This window comes from Nocardia neocaledoniensis, from assembly GCF_003182135.1.
In the GTDB taxonomy this organism is placed as follows: domain Bacteria; phylum Actinomycetota; class Actinomycetes; order Mycobacteriales; family Mycobacteriaceae; genus Nocardia; species Nocardia neocaledoniensis.
In genome coordinates this window covers 606,377-628,932 of record NZ_QGTL01000002.1, presented here as the reverse complement: position 1 = coordinate 628,932, position 22,556 = coordinate 606,377, and the positions used below count along the sequence as shown (strand labels likewise).

19 protein-coding genes are annotated in these 22,556 nt (G+C 70.3%); 14 read left to right on the top strand and 5 right to left on the bottom strand.

Annotation, left to right across the window (positions count from 1 at the left end; translation table 11 throughout):
- Positions 1–14: 14 nt before the first annotated feature.
- From DFR69_RS07245 to DFR69_RS07235, 3 genes are read left to right on the top strand one after another with little or no spacing between them, the layout of a single operon-like run.
- Positions 15–1,736: an ABC transporter family substrate-binding protein gene (locus DFR69_RS07245; RefSeq protein WP_279629842.1), complete on the top strand. Its 1,722-nt coding sequence runs from the start codon at positions 15–17 to the stop codon at positions 1,734–1,736.
- Positions 1,733–2,620 carry an N-acetyl-1-D-myo-inositol-2-amino-2-deoxy-alpha-D-glucopyranoside deacetylase gene (gene mshB, locus DFR69_RS07240; RefSeq protein WP_110036624.1) on the top strand — a complete coding sequence of 296 codons (888 nt, stop codon included), beginning with the start codon at positions 1,733–1,735 and terminating at the stop codon, positions 2,618–2,620. The genes DFR69_RS07245 and mshB overlap by 4 nt, the downstream gene beginning before the upstream one ends.
- 56 nt (positions 2,621–2,676) lie before the next feature.
- A complete protein-coding gene (locus DFR69_RS07235; RefSeq protein WP_110036623.1) occupies positions 2,677–3,111 on the top strand; it encodes a hypothetical protein in 435 nt (144 codons plus the stop codon).
- A 6-nt stretch (positions 3,112–3,117) separates the two neighbouring features.
- Here DFR69_RS07235 and DFR69_RS07230 read toward each other — a convergent pair whose 3' ends face one another.
- Positions 3,118–3,837: a TetR/AcrR family transcriptional regulator gene (locus DFR69_RS07230; protein WP_110036622.1), complete on the bottom strand. Its 720-nt coding sequence runs from the start codon at positions 3,835–3,837 to the stop codon at positions 3,118–3,120.
- 157 nt (positions 3,838–3,994) lie between these two features.
- On the opposite strand from DFR69_RS07230, the gene DFR69_RS07225 reads away from it, so the two are divergent.
- The 4 genes from DFR69_RS07225 to DFR69_RS07210 all read left to right on the top strand — a co-directional run bounded on the left by DFR69_RS07225 (position 3,995) and on the right by DFR69_RS07210 (position 7,778).
- On the top strand, positions 3,995–5,509 hold the full coding sequence (locus tag DFR69_RS07225; RefSeq protein ID WP_110036621.1) for an MFS transporter: 1,515 nt from the start codon (positions 3,995–3,997) through the stop codon (positions 5,507–5,509).
- A gap of 115 nt (positions 5,510–5,624) precedes the next feature.
- Positions 5,625–5,960 (top strand): YciI family protein, encoded by a 336-nt coding sequence (locus DFR69_RS07220; RefSeq protein ID WP_110036620.1) that lies wholly within the window; start codon positions 5,625–5,627, stop codon positions 5,958–5,960.
- Positions 5,957–7,174, top strand: coding sequence for an RNA polymerase sigma factor (locus DFR69_RS07215; protein ID WP_110036619.1), 1,218 nt, complete (start codon positions 5,957–5,959; stop codon positions 7,172–7,174). The genes DFR69_RS07220 and DFR69_RS07215 overlap by 4 nt, the downstream gene beginning before the upstream one ends.
- A 106-nt stretch (positions 7,175–7,280) precedes the next feature.
- On the top strand, positions 7,281–7,778 hold the full coding sequence (locus DFR69_RS07210; RefSeq protein ID WP_110036618.1) for an SRPBCC family protein: 498 nt from the start codon (positions 7,281–7,283) through the stop codon (positions 7,776–7,778).
- On the opposite strand, the gene DFR69_RS07205 is transcribed toward DFR69_RS07210, so the two are convergent.
- On the bottom strand, positions 7,779–9,284 hold the full coding sequence (locus tag DFR69_RS07205; RefSeq protein WP_110036889.1) for a PH domain-containing protein: 1,506 nt from the start codon (positions 9,282–9,284) through the stop codon (positions 7,779–7,781).
- Between the two features lie 47 nt (positions 9,285–9,331).
- The gene (locus DFR69_RS07200) at positions 9,332–9,832 is read right to left on the bottom strand and encodes a PH domain-containing protein (protein ID WP_110036617.1); all 501 of its coding nucleotides are present in this window, start codon (positions 9,830–9,832) and stop codon (positions 9,332–9,334) included.
- A gap of 152 nt (positions 9,833–9,984) precedes the next feature.
- On the opposite strand from DFR69_RS07200, the gene DFR69_RS07195 reads away from it, so the two are divergent.
- The 6 genes from DFR69_RS07195 (at position 9,985) to pruA (ending at position 19,461) form a co-directional block, all read left to right on the top strand.
- Positions 9,985–12,585: a bifunctional FO biosynthesis protein CofGH gene (locus tag DFR69_RS07195; RefSeq protein ID WP_110036616.1), complete on the top strand. Its 2,601-nt coding sequence runs from the start codon at positions 9,985–9,987 to the stop codon at positions 12,583–12,585.
- A 109-nt stretch (positions 12,586–12,694) separates the two neighbouring features.
- The gene (gene fdxA, locus DFR69_RS07190) at positions 12,695–13,018 is read left to right on the top strand and encodes a ferredoxin (RefSeq protein WP_110036615.1); all 324 of its coding nucleotides are present in this window, start codon (positions 12,695–12,697) and stop codon (positions 13,016–13,018) included.
- The gene (gene dapC / locus DFR69_RS07185; protein ID WP_110036614.1) at positions 13,015–14,106 is read left to right on the top strand and encodes a succinyldiaminopimelate transaminase; all 1,092 of its coding nucleotides are present in this window, start codon (positions 13,015–13,017) and stop codon (positions 14,104–14,106) included. The genes fdxA and dapC overlap by 4 nt, the downstream gene beginning before the upstream one ends.
- Positions 14,107–14,329: 223 nt before the next feature.
- Positions 14,330–15,871 (top strand): GMC oxidoreductase, encoded by a 1,542-nt coding sequence (locus tag DFR69_RS07180; RefSeq protein WP_444980181.1) that lies wholly within the window; start codon positions 14,330–14,332, stop codon positions 15,869–15,871.
- 73 nt (positions 15,872–15,944) lie between these two features.
- Entirely contained in the window at positions 15,945–17,762 is a 1,818-nt protein-coding gene (locus DFR69_RS35500) for a serine/threonine-protein kinase (RefSeq protein ID WP_208643919.1), read from the top strand.
- 67 nt (positions 17,763–17,829) lie between these two features.
- A complete protein-coding gene (gene pruA, locus DFR69_RS07170) occupies positions 17,830–19,461 on the top strand; it encodes an L-glutamate gamma-semialdehyde dehydrogenase (protein WP_110036613.1) in 1,632 nt (543 codons plus the stop codon).
- On the opposite strand, the gene DFR69_RS07165 is transcribed toward pruA, so the two are convergent.
- Complete coding sequence (locus DFR69_RS07165) at positions 19,458–20,309, bottom strand: oxygenase MpaB family protein (protein WP_110036612.1); 852 nt, start codon at positions 20,307–20,309, stop codon at positions 19,458–19,460. The genes pruA and DFR69_RS07165 overlap by 4 nt on opposite strands.
- 116 nt (positions 20,310–20,425) lie before the next feature.
- Between DFR69_RS07165 and DFR69_RS07160 the strand changes: the two genes are divergently transcribed.
- Positions 20,426–21,847 carry an acyl-CoA synthetase gene (locus tag DFR69_RS07160; protein WP_110036611.1) on the top strand — a complete coding sequence of 474 codons (1,422 nt, stop codon included), beginning with the start codon at positions 20,426–20,428 and terminating at the stop codon, positions 21,845–21,847.
- Here the strand turns inward: DFR69_RS07160 and DFR69_RS07155 are convergent, their stop codons facing one another.
- On the bottom strand, positions 21,848–22,507 hold the full coding sequence (locus DFR69_RS07155; protein WP_110036610.1) for a molybdopterin-dependent oxidoreductase: 660 nt from the start codon (positions 22,505–22,507) through the stop codon (positions 21,848–21,850).
- Between the last annotated feature and the right edge of the window lie 49 nt (positions 22,508–22,556).

Here is a 22,556-nt window from a genome sequence, read left to right as displayed (position 1 = left end):
TGGCGGTGATGGCGATGACGGCCTCGACGGCGGTCCTCGCCGGTTGCACCGCGAATCCACCACCGCCGATCGAGAGCACCGATTCGCCCAAGACCACCCAGGCCAAGCCGGGCAAGAACACCGTCGTGGTGGCGATCGACGACATCGGCATCGGCTTCAACCCGCATCTGCGCTCGGATCAGTCGCCCGCGACCAACGCGGTGAGTTCGATGGTGCTGCCGAGTCCCTTCCGCCCGGTGCCGAATCCGGCGCAGCCCGGCGTGGTCGACCGGGTGCCCGACACCTCGCTCATCGAGTCGGCGGACCTGACGGCGCAGGAGCCGTTCACGATCACCTACACGCTGCGCAACCAGGCCAACTGGTCCGACGGCGCCCCGATCGCGGCCGAGGACTTCCGGTTCCTGTGGCAGCAGATGACCACCCAGCCCGGCGTGGTGGATCCGGCAGGTTATCGGCTGATCTCGGACGTGGCGTCCTCCGGCGGCGGCAAGACGGTCACCGTCACACTGACCCAGCCGTATCCCGCGTGGCGCGAACTGTTCTCGAATCTGTTGCCCTCGCACCTGGTGAAGGATTCGCCGGGCGGGTTCACCAGCGGGCTCGTCGACCGGATTCCGGTCTCGGGCGGCAACTTCACGATCAAGTCGGTCGACCGCGGCCGCGACGAGATCCTGCTCGAACGCAACGACCGCTTCTGGGGCACGCCGGCCGCGCCCGACCAGATCCTGTTCCGCCGCGGTGGAACCCCTTCCCAGCTGGCCGAATCGCTGCGCACCGGCGACGCGCAGATGGCGCTGGTGCACGGCGGCGTGGCGACGCAGGCGCAGCTGGCCGCGATCCCGTCGGTGCGCACCACGATCATGCCGCAGGCGCGCGAGCTGCAACTGGCGCTCAACGGCCGCTCCGGCGACCTCGCCGACGCGCGGGTGCGCAAGGCGGTGCTCGCCCTGCTCGATCCCGCGCTGCTGGCCACCGTCGGCGCGCAGACCGGTGGCTGGGTGGAACCCGCACGCGCGCAAGTACTTCCGCCGTCGAGCCTGGGCTATGTGCCGACCGCCCCGCCGCGGCCGAGCACCGACGAGGCCTTCGCCCTGCTGGCCGAGGCCGGATTCGGCCGCGCGCCGGAGGCTCCCAAGACCGGCTCGCCCACGTCGCCCGCGCCGCAACCGCGTTCGGTCGCCCGCAACGGCAAGGGTCTGTCGGTGCGGATCGGCGCCGTCGCCGAGGACACCACCGCCCTGGCCGTGGCCAACACCGCCGCCGACCAATTGCGCAGTGCCGGTATCGATGCCAGCGTGCGCGGCCTGGCAGCCGACGAGCTCTACGGCAAGGACCTCACCGAATCGAGCGTCGACGCGATCGTCGGCTGGGAACTGGCCGGTGACGATCCGGCCACCGTTCTGGCCTCCCGCTACGGCTGCCCGCCGCCGGAGGTCCCCGGCGCCGACGGCAAGGTGCTCGCCGCCGCCGAGGCCTACCGCCAGGCGCCGAGCAATCTCGGCGGCGTCTGCGATCCCGGTCTGCAACCCTCGATCGACGAGGCGCTGCGCGGCGTCGACGTGCCGCGGGTGCTGGCCGAGGCCGAACCCCGGCTGTGGGAGCTGTCGACGGTGCTGCCGATCGTGCAGGACAACGTCGTCGCCGCGGCGGGCCCCCGGGTCGACGGCGTCTCGCTCTCGGGCGCGATCCAGGTGGGCATCTTCGGTGACACGGCGCAATGGCGGAGGCTCCCATGACCGATCGCGAGACCGGCGGACTGCTGCTGGTGCACGCGCACCCCGACGACGAGACCCTCACCACCGGCGGCACCATCGCGCACTACCGCCGCCGTGGCGTGCCGGTCACCGTGGTGACCTGCACGCTCGGCGAGGAGGGCGAGGTCATCGGCGAGCGCTGGGCGGGGCTGATCGCCGGCGAGGCCGATCAGCTCGGTGGCTATCGCATCGCCGAACTCACCGCGGCGCTGGCGGCGTTGGACGCGGGCGAGCCGTACTTCCTCGGCGGGGCGGGCCGCTGGCGCGATTCCGGCATGGCGGGCACGCCGTCGGCGCGCAACCCCAGGGCTTTCGTGAATTCCGGTGCGGCCGCGGTCGAGGAGCTCGTCGCGGTGCTGCTGGAGCTGCGCCCTCGCGTCGTGGTGACCTACGACCCGCGCGGTGGATACGGCCACCCCGATCACATCCGCGCGCACGAGATCACCACCGCGGCCGTGGCGGCGGCCGCCGAGCGGGGCTGGGACGTCCCGAAGTTCTACTGGACCGTCGCCGACGGCGACCTGCTGCGCCAGCACACCGCCGCCCTGGCCCGCCGCACCGTCGACGAGCTGCCGGGCGCGCTGCCCGCGGGCTGGCGGCTGCCGGTGGAGGCGGAGCTGGCGGCGATGTCGACGACGGGGGTGACCACCGTGGTCGACGTCTCCGACGCGCTCGCCGCCAAACGCGCCGCCATGCGCGCGCACGCCACCCAGGTGACCGTCGCGCCGAGCGGCCGGGAGTTCGCGCTGTCCAACAACATCGCGCTGCCGGTGCTGCCCGAGGAGCACTTCACCCTGGTGCGTGGCACGCGCGGTGCGGTCGGTGCGGACGGCTTCGAACACGACCTGTTCGCCGGTCTCGACTGACCCGCCCGGCGACACGGCCACCCGGAGCGTCGCGCGCCGCCGAATACACTCGCCCCATGGTGACCGACTCCGATCAGCCCGCGCCGACCGCCGTCCTGCGGATGCGGGTGCCGTCTCGCCTGGAACCGGTGATCACGGCGCTGATCGTCACGCTGCTGTTCGTCGACGCGTTGATCACCCTGGCGGTGGAGGTGCTGTTCCTGCCGCTCTACGTCGGCGCGGTGGCGCTGCCGGTCGCGGCGCTGCTGGCGGCGCCGATCAATGTGGCGCTGGTGTACGGCATGGAGTCGGTGACCGATCGAGTCGGCTTCACCTTCGCCCCGATCGTGGTGTGGGTCTTCGGTTTTCTCGTCTGCTCCTCGCGTGGGCCCGGCGGTGACGTGATGCTCGCCAGCGACGGGCGCACCCTGCTGCTGCTCGCCTGCGGTGTGCTGGCGCCCATGGCGTATCTGTATTACCGCGCCAATTCCGGTGCGGCGCGGTCGAGCTGAGGCAACTCAGGCGCTGCGGGTCTCCGCGCCGTCCAGGATCAGATCGACGGCCTGGGTGAACAGGCTCAGCTGTCCGGCCTTCGCCTCCGCCATCACTTGCGGACGCTGCTCGACATAGCGGCGGTGCAGTCGCGGGTACGCGGTCGAGGCCGCGATGCTCGCGGTCATCACCTTGTCGACCCACTGCTCGGCCGGTAGGCCGCTGCGGGTGACCGTCATCAGCATGGCGGCATCGTTGCTCGTGGAGCCCATGATGAACCGGAACAGCGTGTTCGTCGTGACGTCGACGGTCTCGTCGTCGAAGCCGCCCGCCTCCACGACGGCCAGCATGGAATCGGTGAGCCGCATCATGTTCGGGCCGAGGTAGGTCAGCGCCGTGTTGCTGAAGACGATGCTGATCCACGGATGCGCCAGCAGCGTCGCGCGCAGGCCGTCGGCCTGCGCGTGCACCCGCTCACGCCACCGCGCCGGGTCGGGCTCCGGGCACGGCACCTCGCGGATGACCTGGTCGACGACCAGTTCGAGGAGTTCGTCCTTGTTGGCGACGTGGGTGTAGAGCGAGGTCGCCCCGGCGCCGAGCCGGGCGCCGAGCTTGCGCATGCTCAGCGCGTCGAAGCCTTCGGCGTCGAGCAGGGCGATCGCCTCGGCCACGATCTGGTCCCGGCTCAGCGCGGGCTGATCGCGCCGTTCCCGCGCAGGCCTGGTCCATACCGATGCGATCTCCATCCGCTGCCTCCTGTGCTTGGTCCTTTCCGCACAGCATAGCCCCTGTAGGAACACTGTACGGTGCCCGAACACTGTTCCTATTGCGCACATTGTGCGGCAGCCGTACAGTGTTCGACAACGCCGCACGGTGTGCGGAGAACTTCGAGAGGAGACCGAGATGGACCCGACGTCCGCGGGCGGAGCGCCCCGCGATCCCCGCCGCTGGCTGATCTTGATCGTGCTGTGCCTGAGCTCGCTCGTGCTGGTCGTGGACAACATGGTCCTCACCGTCGCGATCCCGCAGATCGCCACCGATCTCGGCGCGAGCTCGCAGCAGATCCAGTGGATCATCGACGCCTACCTGCTGGTCTTCGCCGGCTTGCTGCTCACCTCGGGCAGCCTGTCCGACCGCTTCGGCCGCAGGATGGTGATGGTGATCGGCCTGGTGCTCTTCGGCGCCGCGTCGCTGCTGGCCGCCTACGCGAGCAGCCCGGAGCTGCTGATCGCGGGCCGGGCGCTGATGGGCATCGGTGGAGTGCTGATCATGCCGAGCACGCTCTCGATCCTGATCACCGTCTTCGACGACGAGGAGCGCCCCAAGGCGATCGGCGCGTGGAGTGCCGTGGCGACGGTGGGCATGGTCGGCGGGCCGGTCATCGGTGGTGTGCTGCTCGACCACTTCTGGTGGGGCTCGGTGTTCGTGCTGAACGTGCCGATCGTGGTCGTCGCGATCGTCGCGGCACTGGTGCTGATGCCCGAGTCCAAGGGCCCGTGGCGCAAGCCCGACTTCCCCGGCATGCTGACCTCGATCCTCGGCATGACCGCGCTGGTGTGGACGATCATCTCGGTGCCGCACTCGGGCTGGACCGATCGCGGGGTGCTGGCCGGATTCGCCGTCACCCTGATCGCGCTGGGCGCCTTCGTGTTCCGGGAGACGCGCACCGCCGAGCCGATGGTGCCGCTGCAGCTGTTCGGCAACCGCACCTTCACCGGTTCGAGCTTCTCGCTGGTCCTGGTGACCTTCGCCAACGGCGGTCTGGTGCTCGTGCTAACCCAGTACCTGCAGTTCGTGCTCGACTACTCGCCGATGCGGACCGCGCTCGCCTTCACGCCGATGGCGATCACCCTGCTCATCGCCAACGCCTGCGGCGCGCTGCTGGTCGGCAAGGTCGGGCCGCGGCTGGTCACCATCGCCGGGCTGATCGTCATCGCGGGCGGGTTCGCGGTCCTGGCCACCCTCGACGCGGGGGCGAGCTTCACCCTGCCCGCCGTCGCGATGGCGCTGCTCGGCGCCGGTGGCGGTCTGGCCATGCCCGTCGCGATCGGCGCGCTGATGAGCGCGGTGCCGGAGGATCACGCCGGCGTCGGCTCGGCACTCAACGACACCATCCAGCAGGCGGGTGCCGCGCTGGGTGTCGCGGTGCTCGGCGCGATCCTGGCGGGCACCTTCGCCGGTGCGATGCCGGACTCGGCGCCGAGCGCGGCCAGGGAGTCGATCGCGGGCGCCATCGGCACCGGCGACGATACCGTCATCGGCCTGGCTCGCGACGCCTTCTGCACCGCGATGCAGGTGACCTTCGGCGTCGGCGCCCTGGCTTCGGTGGCCGCCGCCGTGCTCGCGGTGATCCTCATGCGCGACGCGAAAGTCGTTGCGGGCGAGCCGGAGACGGAGCCGGCGAAGGCGACTGTCTGACGGCTGATCGCACACCGGCATCGGGCCGGGCCGGGCAGGCGGAACACGCCGCTCGACCTGGCCCGATGCTTCGTCGGCGCTGGATCGGGTTCGGCGGGTCGGGCATGATGGCGGCATGAAGTACGTGTTGTTGATCTGCGACGACGAGACGGCTTCGCCCGCCATGGAGGAGATCGCCGCCGATCCGGCGTATCAGGAATTCGCGGACGAGGTGGCGCGGCGCGGGGCCAGCCTCGGCGGTGCGCGCCTGCGCCCGGTGGCGACCGCGACGACCGTGCGCGTGCGCGACGACGAGACGCTCGTGTCCGACGGGCCGTTCGCGGAGACGAAGGACTTCGTCGGCGGGATCGACATCATCGACTGCGCGAATCTGGACGACGCGATCGCCATCGCGGCGCGTCATCCGTACGCGCGCCGGGGTTGCGTCGAGATCCGCCCCGTCTGGGAATGACCGCGCCACAAGCGGTTCGCGCGGCGGTGGCCGCGGCGTATCGCGACGAGTGGGGTCAGGTGGTCGCGACCCTGATCGGGTACACCGGGGATTGGGATCTCGCGGAGGACTGCGCGCAGGAGGCGTTCGCCGCCGCCTTGACGACCTGGCCGCGGGACGGGGTGCCGAGCCGTCCCGGCGCCTGGCTCACGACGACGGCGCGCAACCGCGCGACCGACCGGCTCCGCCGGGACACGGCCGCGGCCGCGAAGCTGCGCCAGCTCGCCGTGCTGGCCCGTGACCCGCTCGAGCCCCCGTCCGACGCCATTCCCGACGAGCGGTTGCGGCTGATCTTCACCTGCTGTCATCCGGCGCTGCCGTTCCCGGCCAGGGTCGCCCTCACCTTGCGCACGCTGGCCGGCCTCAGCACCGCCGAGATCGCCAAGGCGTTCCTGACCGCCGAGGCCACGATGGCGCAGCGGCTGGTGCGCGCCAAACGCAAGATCGCCGAGGCGGGCATTCCCTACCGCGTGCCGCCGGCGGAACTGCTGCCGGAGCGGCTGCATTCCGTCCTGGCCGTGCTCTATCTGATCTTCAACCAGGGCTACGACGACGAGGACGGAACCCGCGGACTGACGGCAGAGGGCATCCATCTCGCGCGCGTGCTGGTTCGGCTGCTGCCCACCGAACCCGAGGCGCGGGGCGTGCTGGCCCTCATGCTGCTGCTCGAGGCCCGCCGCGACAGCCGCACCGACGACGGTGTGCTGGTCACGCTGGAGGACCAGGACCGATCCCGCTGGGATCGCGCGCTGATCGCCGAGGGAGTGCGGACGCTCGACGAGGCGCTGGCCATGGGTCGCCCCGGCCCGTATCAGGTGCAGGCCGCGATCGCCGCCTGCCACGCCACCGCCCCCGACGCGGCCGCCACGGACTGGCCGCAGATCGCGGTCCTCTACGGCGAACTCGCGCGCAGGGCTCCCTCGCCCGTGGTCGATCTCAATCGCGCCGTGGCGGTGGCGATGGCCGACGGAATCGCCGCGGGCCTCGCCCTCGTCGACGCGCTCGCCGAGTCCGGCCGTCTCGACGGCTACTACCTGCTGCCCGCGACCCGTGGCGATCTCCTGCGGCGCGCCGGTCGGTTCACCGAAGCCGCGGCGGCCTACGTGGCGGCGCTGGAACTCGCTCCCACCGATGCCGAGCGTCGCTACCTGCGAGAACGCCTCCGCGGCTGCTGACGCGTCCGCTGCCCGAAATGTCGCGGAAGTTTTTTCGCGCCGATGTCCATCCCGCGGGTTCTCCTTCGTCGGTGGGGCAAAACCACCCGAGAGGAAGGCGAGAACAATGTCGAACACCGAGTACCTGAGCGCCACGATGTCGGTGAGCAAGTCGCCGGAAGAGGTCTTCGCCGCCGTCACCGATGTGCGCGGCTGGTGGAACCGGAACGTCATCGGTGACACCGCCGCCGTCGGCGACGAGTTCGTCTTCACCGACGACATCCACTACGCGGGCGAGACCGCGCGGACGAACAAGGAAGGCATCCGGTTCAGCCGGTTCCGGATCACCGAGGTGGTGCCGGGCGAGCGCGTGGTCTGGCACGTCGTCGACTCCGACCTCAGCTTCGTCGACGACCGCGACGAGTGGACCGGCACCGATGTCGTCTTCGAGATCACCGCGGACCGGACGGGCACGACCCTGCACTTCACGCACAAGGGCCTGACCGCCGCGGAATCCGAGTGCTTCGACGCGTGCTCGCGCGGCTGGACCCACTACATCACCGAAAGCCTGCCGCGGTTGATCACCACCGGCACCGGCCTGCCGTTCGCCAAGTACGACGCCTGATCAGCGGCTGCCCTGCAGGCCGGGGGAAACGGCCTCGATGAGGGCGACGGCCTGGTCGAACGGGATGTCGTCGACCAGGTACGCCTTCTTGCCCGCCGCGGTGGCGGCGACCACGGTGGCCAGGCCCGCCCGCCGCTGCCAGAACGTGCGGCGGATGGTCCAGCCGATGATGCCGGGGGACTCGAGGCAGTCGCGGTTGCGGTCGAGGCTGCCACGGCGGGTGATCAGCCAGGTCGGCCCGGCGCTGCCGGGCAGGACTCGATGGCCGAGACTGCGATACCGGTCCTCGGCCAGCGCCGCCATGGCGACGGCGAACACCACCGGAATCGCCCACACCCCGATCGGCAACGGCCCGGTCACCACGGCGAGCACCACCAGCGCCACGACCACCCCGCCCACCGGCCACGCGGCCTTGGTGAACCGCCTGCGATGCGCGGCCGGACCGTGTCGCACGAGCTCGATCGTCCCCAGCGTGGCCCCGGTGATCGGCTGCGGCGCATCATGTTTCGCCGGGGCGTCCGGGCGGCGGCGGGTGCGCAGCAATTCGTCGAGAGTGCGTTCGACGGCGGCGCGCGGGGCCTGGGGGAGGATCTTCTGGCGCGGGTTCTCGCCGGTCATGATCATCTCCAGCTGGGCGGCCTTGGCTGCCCGCAGCAGGAGGGGATCGTTGAGGGTGGCGCCGCGGAAGCGGGCCAGGTCGAGGGTGATCTGACGGGTGGTGAACAGGCCGTGGCGCAGATGCAGGGTGGCGCCGTTGTCGATGACGCGCAGGCCGAACCAGGTGGCGAGGTATTGCGCGCACGCGGCCGCGCTCACCAGGGTCAGCGAGAACAGCAGCAGTCCGGCGATCACGATCACTACGATCGACACGCTGTCATCGCCGAGATGGCGCACCGGCGCCGAATTCGACACCACGTCGATGAGCCCGTACTGGGCGCCGAGGCCCGCGATCGGTGCGACGACGGCGAGGCCGGTCAGCGACAGTGGTGCGTACCGGACCCAGGCGGCGCGCCAGTGCCCGATCTCGCGTCCCGATTCCGTCGCGGCGTCGGGACGCGTCACGTGCGGCGCCGCGTCCTCGGCGGACGTGCCCGGCGTGAATTGGCCGGTGTGGGAAAGCAATTCGGCGCGCAGGGCGGGAATCCGGCTGGTGTCGAGCGCGTCGAGTTTGAAGCCCTCGCCCTTGTCGGCCTGGGCGCCGGTGCCGATCTCGAGCACCGCGAGGCCGAGCACCCGGTGCAGCAGGTCGGCCTCGACGTCCACCGACCGGATCCGCGGCCGCGGCACCGACAGGGTCTTGCGCTGGATGATGCCGGTGCGCAGGCGCACGTGATCGGCGTCGACGCGATAGGAGGTGGTGAAGTACCTGGCCACACCGGCCGCGGCGACGAACAGGACCGGGATCAGACCCCACAGCGGATTGCCGCTGGTGGTGCCGACGATGATCGAACCGAGCAGCACCGGAATGTATTTCACGACCTCGGTCACCGGATACACCAGCAGCATGCGCGGATCCAGCCGCTGCCATTCGAGCTGCTCGGCGCCCGGTGCGCTCACGTGGCGTCTCCGCGGTGCTGGGCGGCGATGGCGGCCAACCGCGCGACGGCCTGCTCGGCGACCGGCAGATCGAGCGCGCTGATCTTCACCGCGCCCGCCGAGGACGCGGTGGTGACGGTGACCGTCGCCAGCCCCAGCATCCGCTCCAGCGGCCCGCGTTCGGTGTCGACGGTCTGCACCCGCGAGATCGGCGCGACCCGCGACTCCTGATCCAGCCACCCGACCCGCGTGTACACGGCCTCGTCGGTGACCTCCCAGCGGTGCACGGCGTAGCGCCACAGGGGCACCACGACCACCCCGCCCACCGCGAGCACGACCAGCGCCACGGCCGCGGCCACCTGCCAGCCGCGGTGCTCGGCGTCGAGCACGACCCACACCACGAGCAGCGCGCACAGCACGAGAACCGCGATCGCGTTCTCCACCGCCCACAGCAGTTTGGCCTTGGAACTCGGACGCCAGGCCGGTTCGGCCAGGATGGTGGAGCGCGGCAACGGCATGGATCCATCGTGGCATGCGGGCGGGTCGAGTTCTCCCCGCTCGGGAATACGCGCGGTCGCCCAGTGGGTTGTGGTGGCGACGGGGACGTCCGCCGCACGCCCATCCACGGGTCCGTGACCAGCCGACCGCACGTTCCGGAAAGAAGTAGCGCATGATCGACGGGGTGACCGACCTTCCGCTGCCGAGCGTTCCACTGCCGCCGCCGACGCCCGCCGCCTTGCGCCGGGCCCTGCGCCGGGCCCGTGACGGCGTCACCTTGAATGTCGACGAGGCCACCGTCCTGCTGCACGCCACCGGCGACGATCTCGCCGACCTGTGCGCCAGCGCGGCCAGGGTCCGTGACGCGGGCCTGGAATCCGCGGGCCGCCCACGCACCATCAGCTATTCGCGCAACGTGTTCATCCCGCTGACCCGCCTGTGTCGCGACAAGTGCCACTACTGCACGTTCGTGACGGTGCCGGGCAAGCTGCGCGCCGAGGGTCACGGCATGTTCCTCGAACCCGACGAGGTACTCGAGATAGCCCGCCAGGGCGCGGCGCTGGGCTGCAAGGAGGCCCTGTTCACCCTGGGCGACCGGCCGGAGGACCGCTGGCCCGAGGCCGCGCAGTGGCTCGACGAGCGCGGCTACGACTCCACCCTGGACTATCTGCGCGCCGTCTCCATCCTGGTGCTCGAGGAGACCGGGCTGCTGCCGCATCTGAATCCCGGCGTGATGAGCTGGGCCGAGATCGCGCGGCTCAAGCCGGTCGCGCAGTCGATGGGCATGATGCTCGAGACCACCTCGACCCGGCTGTTCACCGAGAAGGGCCAGTGCCACTACGGCAGCCCCGACAAGGACCCGGCGGTGCGGCTGCGCGCGATCACCGACGCGGGCAGGCTCTCGGTGCCCTACACCACCGGCATCCTGGTCGGCATCGGCGAGACCATGGCCGAGCGCGCCGAGTCGATCATGGCGATCCGCCGTCAGCACCGCGAGTTCGGGCACATCCAGGAAGTGATCGTGCAGAACTTCCGCGCCAAGGACGACACGGCCATGCGCGATACGCCCGACGCCGGGGTCGAGGAGTTCCTGGCCGCGGTGGCGGTCACGCGCCTGCTGCTCGGCCCCGACGTGCCGGTGCAGGCGCCGCCGAACCTGGTCTCGCACAGCGATTGCCGCGCGCTGATCGACGCGGGCATCGACGACTGGGGCGGGGTCTCCCCGGTCACCGTCGACCACGTCAACCCCGAACGTCCGTGGCCGAACCTGGACACCCTGCGCGAGATCACCGAGTCCGCCGGCTACACCCTGGTCGAGCGCACCTCCGCGCATCCGAAGTACGTGCGCGCCGGGCATCCGTGGATCGATCCGCGCATCGGCGCGCACGTCGCCGCGCTCACCGACCCGGCGACCGGGCTGGCGCGTCCCGACGCGCTGCCGGTGGGCCTGCCGTGGCAGGAGCCGGACGAGTCGTGGGACTCGGCGGGCCGCGTCGACCTGAACACCGCCATCGACACCGAGGGCCGCAACACCGACAGCCGCAGCGACTCCGGGCTCGGCCAGGAGGTCGTCGGCGCGTTCGGTGACTGGGAGACCATCCGCGAACACGCCCGCGACCTGGCCACCACCGCGCCGGAGCGGCTCGACTCCGAGGTGCTCGAGGCCCTGCGCGCGGCCGAGCGCGACCCGGCCGGGCTCACCGACGACCAGTACCTGACCCTGGCCACCGCCGACGGGGTGAACCTGGACGCCATTGCGGCGCTGGCGGATTCGCTGCGCCGCGAGGTCAACGGGGACGACGTCACCTACGTGGTGAACCGCAACATCAACTTCACCAACATCTGCTACACCGGCTGCCGGTTCTGCGCGTTCGCCCAGCGCAAGGGCGATGCCGACGCGTTCACCCTCAGCACCGACGAGGTCGCCGACCGCGCCTGGGAGGCCCATGTCGACGGCGCCACCGAGATCTGCATGCAGGGCGGCATCGACCCCGAACTGCCGGTGACGGGGTACGCCGATCTGGTGCGCGCGATCAAGGCCCGCGTCCCCGGGATGCACGTGCACGCGTTCAGCCCGATGGAGATCGTCAACGGCGCCTCGCGGGGTGGCCAGAGCATCCGCGACTGGCTCTCCGCGCTGAAGGAGGCCGGACTCGACTCGATCCCCGGCACCGCCGCGGAGATCCTCGACGACGAGGTGCGCTGGGTCCTCACCAAGGGCAAACTGCCCACCTCGGCCTGGATCGAGGTGATCACGACCGCGCACCAGCTGGGCATCCCGTCGAGCTCGACGATGATGTACGGCCACGTGGACAATCCGAAGCACTGGGTCGGCCACCTGCGGGTGCTGCGCGGCATCCAGGACGAGACCGGCGGGTTCACCGAGTTCGTGCCGCTGCCGTTCGTGCACCAGAGCGCCCCGCTCTACCTGGCGGGCGCGGCGCGGCCGGGTCCGACCAACCGGGACAACCGCGCGGTGCACGCGCTCGCGCGCATCATGCTGCACGGCCGCATCGACAACATCCAGACCAGCTGGGTGAAACTCGGCACAGTCGGAACCCAGGTGATGCTCACCGGCGGCGCCAACGATCTGGGTGGCACCCTGATGGAGGAGACCATCTCCCGGATGGCCGGTTCCCAGCACGGGTCGGCCAAGACCGTGGCCGAACTGGCCGAGGTCGCGCAGGGGATCGGTCGCCCGGTGCGACAGCGCACCACGGTCTACGGCCGGGTGGACGCGGCACCGGCGCCGCTGCCGCTCTCGATCGGCTGATCGAGAGCGTGAGTTAGGGCAGGCTGACCTGGGACTGAGGTGTGGTCTCGGGATAGGGTTTCGGGTGGCGGAGTACCACCGCAGGTGAGGACAGACTAGGAGAACGGCAGTGCCGTACATCATCGCTGAACCGTGCGTTGACGTGAAGGACAAGGCGTGCATCGAGGAATGCCCCGTGGATTGCATCTACGAGGGTGGCCGCATGCTGTACATCCAACCCGACGAGTGCGTTGACTGTGGTGCGTGTGAGCCGGTCTGCCCCGTGGAGGCGATCTTCTACGAGGACGACACCCCGGACCAGTGGAGCGGCTACATCAACGCCAACGTCGACTTCTTCGACGAGCTCGGTTCGCCCGGTGGCGCCACCAAGGTCGGTGTGGTCGACTACGACCCGCCGTTCATCAAGGCGCTGCCCCCCATGGCCGAAGAATGAGGGTCAGCTCCCTGCTGCCCGATTTTCCCTGGGACACCATCGCCGCGGTCAAGCAGAAGGCGGCCGCGCACCCCGGTGGGCTGGTCGACCTGTCGGTCGGCACGCCCGTCGACCCGGTCGACCCGCTGATCCAGGTGGCGTTGAACTCGGTCGCCGAGGTGCCCGGTTACCCGACCACGCACGGCACCCCTGAACTGCGCGCCGCGGCCGTGGCCGCCATGGCGCGCCGGTTCGGGATCACCGGCGTCGACCCGGCGGCGGTGCTGCCGGTGATCGGCACCAAGGAGCTCATCGCCGGACTGCCGCGCCTGCTCGGGCTCGGTGCCGAGGATCTCGTCGTGATCCCCGAGATCGCGTATCCGACCTACGAGGTCGGCGCCCTGCTGGCCGGCGCGAAGCCGTGGCGGGCCGACGGTCTCACCCAGATCGGGCCGCAGAATCCGGCCCTGATCTTCGTGAACTCCCCGTCGAACCCGACCGGCAAGGTGCTCGGGCTCGAGCATCTGCGCAAGGTGGTCGCGTTCGCGCGCGAGCGCGGCGCCATCGTCGCCTCCGACGAGTGCTACCTGGGCCTGACCTGGGAGGGCGAGGCGCTCTCGATCCTCGACCCGCGCGTGTGCGACGGCGACCACACCGGTCTGCTGGCGATCCACTCGCTGTCGAAGACCTCGAATCTGGCCAGCTACCGCGCCGGCTTCGTCGCCGGCGACCCGGAACTGGTCGCCGAACTGCTCGAGGTGCGCAAGCACTCGGGCATGATGCTGCCGTTCCCGATCCAGGCCGCGATGACCGCGGCCCTGAACGACGACGAGCACGAGGCCCGGCAGCGCGAACGGTACCGCGCGCGCCGCGACATCTTGCGAAAGGCGTTGCTGCAGGCCGGTTTCCGCATCGATCACTCCGACGCGGGGCTCTACCTGTGGGCCACCCGCGGCGAGGCGTGCCGGCGCACTCTGGACTGGCTCGCCGAGCGCGGAATCCTCGCCGCCCCTGGCGATTTCTACGGTCCGCGCTCGCCGGAACATGTGCGCATCGCCCTCACCGCGACCGACGAACGGGTGGCCGCCGCGGCCGAACGTCTGGTCTGAGGCGCCGCTTCCGCAAACCCCGGGCATCACGATGCCCGGGGTTTCGTTTATCCGAAACATGTTTGTTTCACTGCAACTCTCGGTATAACAGGTTCTCATTGCAGTCTCGATGAGGAGCCGCACGTTGCGTGAATTCTTGTATGAAAAGCCAGGTAGTAACCGCTACACCGGAGGCATCTCGCGCCGCGGGTTCCTAGCTGCAACAGGTTTCACGCTAGGTGCGGTGGCGCTGGGCAGCCGGGCGGTAGCCGCCGCGGCGCCCGCGGCCGACGGCGACACCGTGCCCGCCCTCGTCATCGGCAGCGGTTACGGCGGCTCGGTCGCCGCGCTACGCCTGGCCCAGGCCGGGGTCGACGTCCTGGTCGCCGAGATGGGCATGTCCTGGACCAAGCCGGGCCCCGACGGCGACATCTTCTGTCCCGTCCTGGAACCCGACGGCCGGTCCTACTGGCTGCGCGACACCACCGACCAGCCGGTGGGCTACTTCATGGGCGGTTCCTACAACAAGGACATCGACCGCTACACCGGCGTGCTCGACTCCGAGAGCTTCGGCGGCATCCGGGTCTATCAGGGGCGTGGCGTCGGCGGCGGATCGCTGGTCAACGGCGGCATGGCGGTCACGCCGAAGCGCGAGAACTTCGCCGCCATCCTGCCCTCGGTGAACGCCGACGAGATGTACGCCACCTACTACCCGCGCGCCAACAGCGCGCTCGGCGTGAACCGCATCGACAAGAACTGGTTCGAGTCGGCGGAGTGCTATCAGTTCGCGCGCGTGGGCCGCAAGCATGCCGAAAGGTCCGGCTTCGGCTGGACTTTCGTGCCCAATGTCTACGACTTCGAGTACATGAAGAAGGAGCAGGCGAACACGGTGCGCCGGTCGGCGCTGGCCGGTGAGGTGATCTACGGCAACAACGCCGGCAAGCGGTCGCTGGACAAGACCTACCTGGCGGCGGCCACCGGCACCGGCAAGGTGACCATCGCGGCCCAGCACATGGTCACCGCCGTCACGCCGAGCGGCAGCGGCTACGAAGTGGAGATGGCCCAGATCGACACCCAGGGCCGCACCACCGCCACCAAAAAGATTGTCGCGGAACGGGTCTTCTTCGCCGCGGGCAGCGTCGGCACCAGCAAGCTGCTGGTGGCGATGAAGGCCAAGGGGAACCTGCGCGACCTGTCCGACGCGGTTGGCCAGAAGTGGGGCAACAACGGCAATGTGATGGTCGGGCGCGCCAATCACATGTGGGACGCCACCGGCAGCCTGCAGTCGTCCATGCCGTGCCTGGGCATCGACAACTGGGCCGACGCGGGCGGCCCCGCCTTCGCCGAGGTCGCGCCGTTCCCGGCCGGCCTGGAGACGTATGTGAGCCTGTACCTGGCGATCACCAAGAACCCGAACCGCGCGAAGTTCACCTTCAACTCCGGCACCGGCAAGGTGGACCTGAACTGGCAGACCTCCTGGAACCAGTCCTCGATCAACGCGGCCAAGCGCATCTTCGACAAGATCAACAGCAAGGAGGGCACGATCTACCGGACCGACCTGTTCGGCGTCTACAAGACCTGGGGTGACGACTTCACCTACCACCCGCTGGGCGGCTGCGTGCTCAACGAGGCCACCGACAATTACGGCCGCCTGCACGGGTATCGGGGCCTCTACGTCATCGACGGCGCCCTCATCCCCGGCAACACCAGCGTGAACCCGTTCGTCACCATCACCGCGCTGGCCGAACGCAATATCGAACGCATCATCGCCGACGACCTGAGCTGACCTCGCGCTGCGGCTGCCGGATCGGCTAGGGTCCGGCAGTCGGAGCGGTACAGGATCGAAAGGCTCGTCACGGATGCACGGGGTGGAGTTCGGCGCGGGCACGGTGTTCGCCGGGTATCGGATCGACCGGCGGCTCGGCCGAGGGGGCATGGGCACCGTCTACCTGGCCGCGCACCCGCGGCTGCCGCGGCAGGTGGCGCTGAAACTGCTGAATCGCGAACTGTATTCGGATCCCGAGGTGCGCGGGCGGTTCGAGCGCGAAGCCGATGTGTCCGCCCACCTGGATCATCCCGGCATCGTCTCGGTGCTCGACCGCGGGGTCGAGGACGGGCTGATGTGGATCTCCATGCAGTACGTCGACGGGTCCGACGCCTCGGTCTTCCGTGGCGCCCCGCTCGATCCCGCGCGGGCGATCGGCATCGTCGCCCAGACCGCGGAGGCGCTCGACTACGCCCACGAGCGCGGTGTGTTGCACCGAGATGTGAAGCCCGCCAACATCTTGCTGGCCGCGGCCCGTTCGGGCGACCGCGTGCTGCTCACCGATTTCGGCATCGCCCGCCTGCGCGGTGACGCCCGTCAGCTCACCCGCACCGGGGCCTTCCTCGCCACCCTCGCCTACGCCTCCCCGGAACAACTCTCCGGCGCCCCCGTCGACCACCGGTCCGATCAGTACTCCCTCGGCTGCACGCTGTTCACCCTGCTCACCGGTGAAAGCCCGTTCCCCGCGGACAATCCGGGTGCGGTGGTGGCCGCACATCTGAGCAAGCCGGTGCCGCCGGTCTCGGGCGCGGTGCCAAGTCTGCCGCGCGCACTCGACGCGGTGATCGCCCGTGTGCTCGCGAAGGATCCTGGCGAAAGATTCGACAGCTGTATCGAATTCGCGGAAGCCGCGGTGGCGGCGCTGTCCTCGACACGCGTCGGTGACACGGCGGTGTCGACCGGCCTCCCGCTGCCGGTGGGGCCGCGGCAGAACCCGGTTCCTGGGTGGCAGGGCGCCGCGGCGGCTCGGCCGGACGGATCGAGCGGCGGGCCGGGGCAGTTCGGAGGCCGAGAAGGCTCGGCGCCACATGCCGATCCGTCGGAGCCGCGATGGCAGGGGGCGGAGCGCCAGGGAGCCTCCTGGAACTCGGCGCCGGGTGGCTCGATGTCAGCGGGTGACGGCTCGCGGGTATCTGCGGAGGCACCCGGGGCTCGCTTCGATGCCGCCGCGACGCGCGTCGGGCCGCCGGAGTACGCGGCGTCGGCGCTACCGGCTGCCGGGGGTGGGAATGCGGCGGTAGCTGGACAGCTCGGGCCGCACCCCGTCGGCTCGGTCGATCGGCGGTCGCCGAAGTCGGTGTCGGCGCGGTGGCGGGCGCTGGCGGTCGGACTGCTCGTCCTGGCGATGGTGGCCGGGGTGGGTGTGGTCGGGGTGGGGGCGATCTACTGGAAGTTCGTGCGTCCCGGCCGGATCGCGCCGCCGCCCACCTGGGGCGAGCACGTATCGATCTACAACAGCTACGCGAGCATCCTGCCCAAGGATCCGACAGCCACCGGCTGGAGCGGGGCGCGCTGCTTCCCCACCGGTGCGGTGGTCGTCCAGCCCGGCGACCCGGTCCCGGTCCGCCAGATCACCTGCACCGACTCCGCGAACCGCACCGCCTGGTACACCGAATACGCCACGGCCGCCGACGCCGACACCTACCTCAACCGCCACGGCGCCCCGGACCCCACCACCACCCGCGCGGTCGCGAACGGCACCGTCACCGCCTGGAGTGCCCGCCCCAACGAACCGTTCACCCTCGCCGTCCAGCGCATCGTCGACGGCGCTCCCCTCCCGGTCGTCATCGAGGTCTCCGGCGCCGCCTACGACACCATCCGAGGCGACTGGTTCACCGCGGCCCCGTTCTGAGCGTCCACCCGGCCGAGGTGGGCTGGGCCTGCGGGCGATCATGGCCCATCGGCGATAGCCTCGGGGTATGGACGCTGTCTCCGAGGTTCCGGTGCCGGTGAACGAGCCCGCGCAGTCGTATGCGCCGGGCACGGCGGGGCGGGAGCGGCTGCGGAAGAAATTGGCGGAGGTCGCGGGGGAGTGTGTGGACGTGCCGCTGGTGATCGGGGGTGAGCAGCGGCACGGGGTGGGGGAGCGGCATGCGATCGTCGCGCCGCATCAACGGTCGCTGGTGCTGGGGACCTGCACCGATGCCACGCACGAGGAGGCGAGCGACGCGATCGAGGCGGCCTGCGCGGCGGCCCCCATGTGGCGGGAGATGTCGTTCGACGCGCGGGCCGCGGTGCTGCTGCGGGCCGCCGATCTGATGGCGGGGCCGTGGCGGGAGACGATCGCGGCGGCGACGATGCTCGGGCAGTCGAAGTCGGCGGTGCAGGCCGAGATCGACGCGCCGTGCGAGCTGATCGACTTCTGGCGGTTCAACGTTGCCTACGCGCGCCAGATCCTCGAGGGGCAACCGCAGTCGAGCCGCGGGGTCTGGAACCGGATGGACTACCGCCCGCTGGAGGGCTTCGTCTACGCGATCACCCCGTTCAACTTCAGCGCCATCGCGGGCAACCTGCCCACCGCGCCCGCCCTGATGGGCAACACGGTGATCTGGAAGCCTTCGCCCACACAGACTCTCGCGGCCTGGGTGACGATGCGGATTCTGCTCGAGGCGGGCCTGCCGCCCGGGGTGATCAACCTCGTCACCGGTGACGGCAGGAATCTGTCGGAGGTCGCGCTGGCCGACCCACGCCTGGCGGGCATCCATTTCACGGGGTCGACGCGAACCTTCCAGCACCTGTGGCGACAGGTGGGCGCGAATATCGGTGAGTACCAAGGCTATCCGCGTCTGGTGGGCGAGACCGGCGGCAAGGACTTCATCCTGGCCCACCCCTCCGCCGACCCGGACGCGTTGTCCACGGCCATGATTCGCGGCGCCTTCGAGTACCAGGGCCAGAAGTGTTCGGCGGCGTCTCGCGCCTACGTGCCGCGGTCGCTGTGGCGGACGATGGGCGAGCAGTTCCTGGCCACCGTCGATCAACTCACCTACGGCGACGTCGCCGATCTCGCGAATTTCGGTGGCGCCCTGATCGATCAGCGCGCCTACGACAAGGGCGTGGCCGCCATCGAGCGCGCCAGGGACGCCGGCGTCACCCTCGCGGCGGGCGGCACCTACGACGACAGCGTGGGCTGGTTCGTCCGCCCGACCGTGCTGCTGCCCGACGACCCGCGCGACGAGGCGTTCCGCACCGAGTACTTCGCACCCATCCTCACCGTTTACGTCTACGACGACAACGCCCCCGACGCCTTCGACGTGCTGCTCGGCGAGGTCGACACGGCATCCCCGTACGCCCTCACCGGCGCGATCTTCGCCAGGGACCGCGCAGTGATCGAGAAGTCCGCCGCCGCACTGCGTTTCGCGGCGGGCAACTTCTACGTCAACGACAAGCCGACGGGCGCGGTCGTCGGCCAGCAGCCCTTCGGCGGGGCAAGGGCCTCCGGCACCGACGACAAGGCGGGCTCGCCGACCAACCTGCTGCGCTGGGTCGCGCCCCGCGTGATCAAGGAGACCTTCGTCCCGCCGACCGACTACCGCTACCCGCACATGGACTAGATCAGCGGCTTGCCCTTGCGCTGACGCCGCCGCATGTCGGCCAGGGTGGCGTTGAACGGGAAATTGCGGATCACGCGCGGCATCCGGGCCGACAGATGGCCGGTGGCACGCATCAGCCGGTTGAGCCTGCGCTCGTCGCGCGCGGTCCAGGTCATGTCCATCTCCGCGCGCAGGTGCTCGGGGAGCAGGCCGGTGGTGAACCAGCGGTGGAAACGCGCGAAGCCGAGGCGCAGGGGCGGGCTGATCATCTTCAGGTCGAGCAGGTCGTCGAAGTAGGCCTTGATGGTGGGGTCGATGCTGGTCTTGGGCAGGTTCTCGGCCCAGTAGGCGGCGAAGGCGGCGCGGTCGGCGGGCCACATCTCGCGCGGCACCTGCAGGGTGGTGCCGAGGTGGTGGGCGTAGGAGTAGAAGGTGTCGGCGATCTCGTCGTCGACGGGACCGTAGAGGCGGTCCATCACGTCGATAGAACCCCAGTAGAGACACGCGGCCACCCACATCTGCAGGTTCCGGTCGAAGGCGTTGTACTTCACCGGGCTCTCGGCGGTGGAGTGGACGTGTTTGTGCGCGCCGTTGACGGCGGCGCGGAAGGCGGCGCGATCGGCATCGTCGCCCATCAGCGCCACCGACAGATACGTGAGGGTCGTGCGCGTTCGCTTCACCGGATGACGCATGATGCTGCCGCTGTGCACGCGCGATTCCGCGACGCCGTAACCGACCGGGGCCAGGCTCAGCTGCATGATCACATTGGCGGTCGCGCCGTAGAAGGCGGCGGCCCCGTCGATGTAGTCCCTGATATCGAAATCCGCCGGATCGTTCTGACGCGAACGTGAGCGAGCGAGGATGGTCATCGTTGACCCCATTTTCATCGGTGAGAGAACTATACGAAGAATGTCTCATCACGTCGACGGGGTGTCAACGGACGGCGGCGCGGCGCGGGAGAACCGCGTCGCGTTAGCGTGGACGGATGTCCTACGGTCCGCCGCTGCTGCTCGCCTCGCTGAATCCGATCGCCGTCGCCGCCGGGGCCGACATCCCCGACGCCGTCACCATCGATGATGCCACGCTCTCGCGCTCCGATCTGCTGGGTGCGGCGACGTCGGTGGCCGAGCGGATCGCCCGCGCCGACCGCGTGGCGGTGCTGGCCGAGCCGACCGTGCGCACGGTGCTCGCGGTGGTCGGCTGCCTGATCGCCGGGGTCACCGTCGTGCCGGTGCCGCCGGATTCCGGCGCCGCCGAGCTCGAGCACATCCTGCGCGATTCCGGCGCCCAGGCCTGGCTCGGCGCGGCGCCGGAGGGGACGAGGCTGCCGGTGGTTCCGGTGCGGCTGCACGCGCGGTCCTGGCACAGCTATCCCGAACCCGATCCCGCCTCGACCGCCTTCGTCCTCTACACCTCGGGCACCACCGGCGCGCCCAAGGGCGTGATGCTCAGCCGCGCCGCCATCGCCGCGGGTCTCGACGCGCTCGCCGAGGCCTGGGACTGGACCTGGAAAGACACTCTGGTGCACGGACTTCCGCTGTTCCACGTGCACGGCCTGGTCCTCGGGCTGCTCGGTCCGCTGCGGGTGGGCAGCCCGGTGATCCACACCGGCAAGCCGACGCCGGAGGCGTATGCGGCGGCCGGGGGCAGCCTGTACTTCGGGGTGCCGACGGTGTGGTCGCGGGTTGTCGAGAGGCCGGAGCTGGCAAAGGAATTGGGCAAGGCGCGGCTGCTGGTGTCGGGCAGCGCGCCGCTGCCGGTGCCGGTGTTCGAGAAGCTCGCCGAACTCACCGGGCAGCCGCCGGTGGAGCGGTACGGGATGAGCGAAACCATGATCACCCTCTCGACCAGGGCTGACGGTGAGCGCAGGCCGGGCTGGGTCGGCACGCCGGTGCGCGGCGTGCAGACCCGCTTGCGGGACGAGTCCGGCGCGCCGGTCCCGCACGACGGCGAGAGCATCGGCGGGCTGCAGGTGCGCGGCCCGATGCTGTTCAGCGGCTACCTGAATCGGCCCGACGCCACCGCCGCCGACTGGACCGAGGACGGCTGGTTCCGCACCGGCGACGTGGCTGTCATCGACCCCGACGGTTTCCACCGCATCGTCGGCCGTGAGTCGATCGACCTGATCAAGTCCGGCGGCTACCGCATCGGCGCGGGTGAGATCGAGACCGCCCTGCTCGGGCATCCCGCCGTCGCCGAGGTGGCGGTGGTCGGTCTGCCCGACGACGACCTCGGCCAGCGCATCGTGGCCTTCGTCGTCGCGCGCGACGGCGAAGCCGACGCCGCCGAGCTGATCGCCCATGTCGGCGCCCAGGTGTCGGCGCACAAGCGCCCGCGCGAGGTCCGCTTCGTCGACACCCTGCCGCGCAACGCGATGGGCAAGGTGCAGAAGAAGCTGCTCGGCTGATCAGGACGCGGTGCTGCCCTTGGCACTCGCCCGCCGGATCGGCTCGATCAGGCGGTGGTAGATCGGCCGCACCAGCCGGCCGGGCAGATAGCGGTGCCGTTCCTCCTCCCACACCCTGGCGCGGCGATGCCCGGCCAGCGGCGAGAACCGATCGGGGTCGTGCGGTTGGCTGGTGTGGAAGGTGATGCGGCACAGGTGTTTCGTGTTGACGAACCCGTACTGACTCGGGCTCACCAGCCGGATCGGCGCGCCGTGGTCGCTGTTCAGCGGCTGCCCGTCGAGGCGGTCGGCGATGAGCACGTCCTCGCCGAGGGCATCCTCGAGCAGGACGACCGACTGGAATCCTTCGAGGCCCTCGAACACCACGTGGCTGATCACGCCGGTGCGCATCGGTTCGATCCGCGCCCGGTACAGCTCGGCGAACGGCACCCCCGCCCAGCGCAGGCCGGTGGCCGACCAACCGGCCACGCAGTGGAAGTCGGCGAGTAGTTCGCGCCGTGGCAGGGTCGCGAACTCGTCCAGGGTGAAGGTGAGCGGCTCGACCACCGCGCCGCCGAGTTCCAGCGTCGGCTCGGCCGGGACCGGCGGCGGCGGATGATGTAGGTGCGTGCCGAAGCGGGGAAATCCGTCGATGGCTCGCTGACCAGGGGGAAGTGCCATGCCGATCCTCCAGTTATACGGCTCCGTATAACTGTGAGCGTAGCCGTCG